The 2,431-nt window shown below is 34.1% G+C and carries 3 protein-coding genes; 2 read left to right on the top strand and 1 reads right to left on the bottom strand.

What is annotated here, in order from left to right:
* The first annotated feature begins 245 nt into the window (after positions 1 to 245).
* Positions 246 to 1,082: a hypothetical protein gene (locus CKF54_RS07620; RefSeq protein WP_119525755.1), complete on the top strand. Its 837-nt coding sequence runs from the start codon at positions 246 to 248 to the stop codon at positions 1,080 to 1,082.
* A gap of 226 nt (positions 1,083 to 1,308) precedes the next feature.
* Here CKF54_RS07620 and CKF54_RS07615 read toward each other — a convergent pair whose 3' ends face one another.
* Entirely contained in the window at positions 1,309 to 1,866 is a 558-nt protein-coding gene (locus tag CKF54_RS07615; protein ID WP_119525754.1) for a restriction endonuclease subunit S, read from the bottom strand.
* A gap of 80 nt (positions 1,867 to 1,946) precedes the next feature.
* Here CKF54_RS07615 and CKF54_RS07610 point away from each other — a divergent pair.
* Positions 1,947 to 2,431: hypothetical protein (locus tag CKF54_RS07610; protein ID WP_147396857.1), on the top strand; the 485-nt coding region annotated here is incomplete at its 3' end.

The following is a 2,431-nucleotide window of genomic DNA, read 5'->3' as shown; positions in this document are numbered from 1 at the left end:
AAGCTTGACTTTTTTATTGATTTTTAATGCTTTTACTTTAATTACCCCAATTATTTACTTAAAAAATTTCGGGAGAATAGGCTAAAGATACAAACATCACTGCAAAAACTGGGGAAGTTGAAATCTCAGCAGAGAAAGATATTACCCTAGAAAACACCAATATCTCTGGCTTAAAAGAAGTTGAGATAAAAGGTAGCGGTGTTGTAACTACCAAAGACTCTGAACTAGTTTCAACTAACAGCACGGTGAAAATATCTGGTGACCAAGGAGTTACACTTGATAATGGTACGAAGATAATTTCCCAAGATGAAGTTGAAGTTGCTTCAGCAGATGGCTCGGTTAAACTCATTGGTACTAATATTTCCGTAGTGAATGAAGAGGCTAATGTAACTATAACCGCGAAGAAAGACGTTATTATTGATAATACTAACCTTTCAGGTAATGCTATCAATACTCAAGCGACAACAGGTTCTTCGACAATCACTAATAACACTTTAAATGCTGATGTACTGATTGTTGACGCCAAAGACTCGAGCACCTTTACTGGTAATAATCTCAATATCACTAACTCGTTAGATATGTCAGGTCAACCTATTGACTTTAGCGATAACTCTGGATTTATCCAAAAACTTCCGAAATTTAACGGAGGTACAGGTTTAACTCGTGAAGTTGAATCGAAGAATCCGAAGTTATTTGTTGAAGACAAGACGGGAGGCGTGGATACTGAATTAGACTTCGGTTATGACTGGTTAGAGATGGGAGAAAGTATTCCACAAGAATCAAGACCATTACCACGTACTGGTGAAGTAGTCTTCCCAACAAGTGAAGTCTTTAGTGTGTTACCAGATGAAGTTAGATTCTCAACTTGTTACTTAGCTGTAGGTGAAGCATTTAGCAACAGCGGAGTAACTGCTGAAGATATGAGTAATTTAACGATTGAAGAAATTATGGATAAATACGGAATCAGTGATGCTGATAGCAGTATGATATCGAAATCTTGTCTGTTAGTTCCAGGTTTTGGTAAAACCAAATTACCTGGAGGTAATAGAGGAAACGGAGGAAACTCTCAAGGTGGTAAGTAATTAATTTTCTAACTATACTTATAAGTAGCAATAATTAATTACTTGTAATTTCTCAATAATCTGATTTATTAAATAAAGGTGTAGGCTCTATAGCTTACACCTTTATATTTGTGCAAATATGCAAAAAGGTATAGGAAGTAAAATTCCTATACCTTTTCTTATGGGGTAAAATTAACCCCTCTTTAATATTTTACTATGCAGAACTTTTATGCAGTGCAAAGATTGGTTAAATAAATAGATTTTGGATTAAGCCTTTACGAAGAGTTCTTAAGTACTCAATACGTTTACGGTGCGCCTCTATCATTTCATCTATATCTCTAAATAACTTACCTATCTTTACTTGCTCTTCATAACTTGGATAAGAGATATTAATATCAGCAAGATCATCAACATTTAATTGCGAGCGAGTTCCACCTACACAAATTGGGTTATAGTCAATTGCTCTTAATGCTGTAGTTAAGAACATATTGTCCATAACATTTTCATGACCTCGTATCACATGAGCATGGTCACTAACCCAGATCTTACCTTGAGTAGTTCTTACTGGATAGTTACGTAAATCCATAACAGCACTACGAGGAATTACTACATTTTCACCGTCGTGAGTATATCCCTCAACATAATCGATAACACCAACCGAACCATGATATGGCGTCGAACCTGGAATACGTTTTACTTCTGGGATAGCTTTACGTTGTCGATTATAGCCTATTCTCCCGAAATTTTTTAAGTAAATAATTGGGGTAATTAAAGTAAAAGCATTAAAAATCAATAAAAAAGTCAAGCTTTTAGCTTGACTTTTTTATACAATGTAGACTATACTATAGGTAATAGAAGAATAGTCTACACTGTGGGGTTTTTAGAATGGCTTACTTAGATAATCTAGCAAAATTACCAGAAAAAAATATTACTTACCTTAAAAAGAACAAGACTTTTTATGTAATTTATAACTATGGATATAAGAGAAATGCAAATGGTAACCCTCAATCTAAGAAGATTTCAATAGGAAAGCTAATTGATAAGGAAGCGAGAATTTTTCTACCTAATGAGAATTATCTAAAAGTCTATTCAAACCCGCAATTTATTGAAAAAAAGCCAGAAGCTTCAAAGATGTTAGCTTCAGAGATTCAATATACAAAACCAGAGGGCTTATTAACTACAATAGAAAGTATCTGTAAGGATATTGAATTAGATGAAACTCTACGCAAAGTATTTGGAATTGATGCTGACCTAATATTATCCTTATCTTCATACATGGTAGCCTGCGGAAATGTAATGAAAGGGTATGAAAAATGGGCTAAAAAGCATTATTTACCAGTGTCATTATGTGTAAATGACAAGAGAATTAG

The organism is Psittacicella hinzii (assembly GCF_003585885.1).
Lineage (GTDB): Bacteria > Pseudomonadota > Gammaproteobacteria > Enterobacterales > Psittacicellaceae > Psittacicella.
Note: the sequence above shows the minus strand (reverse complement) of the source record. Positions and strands in the feature narration are given on the sequence as shown.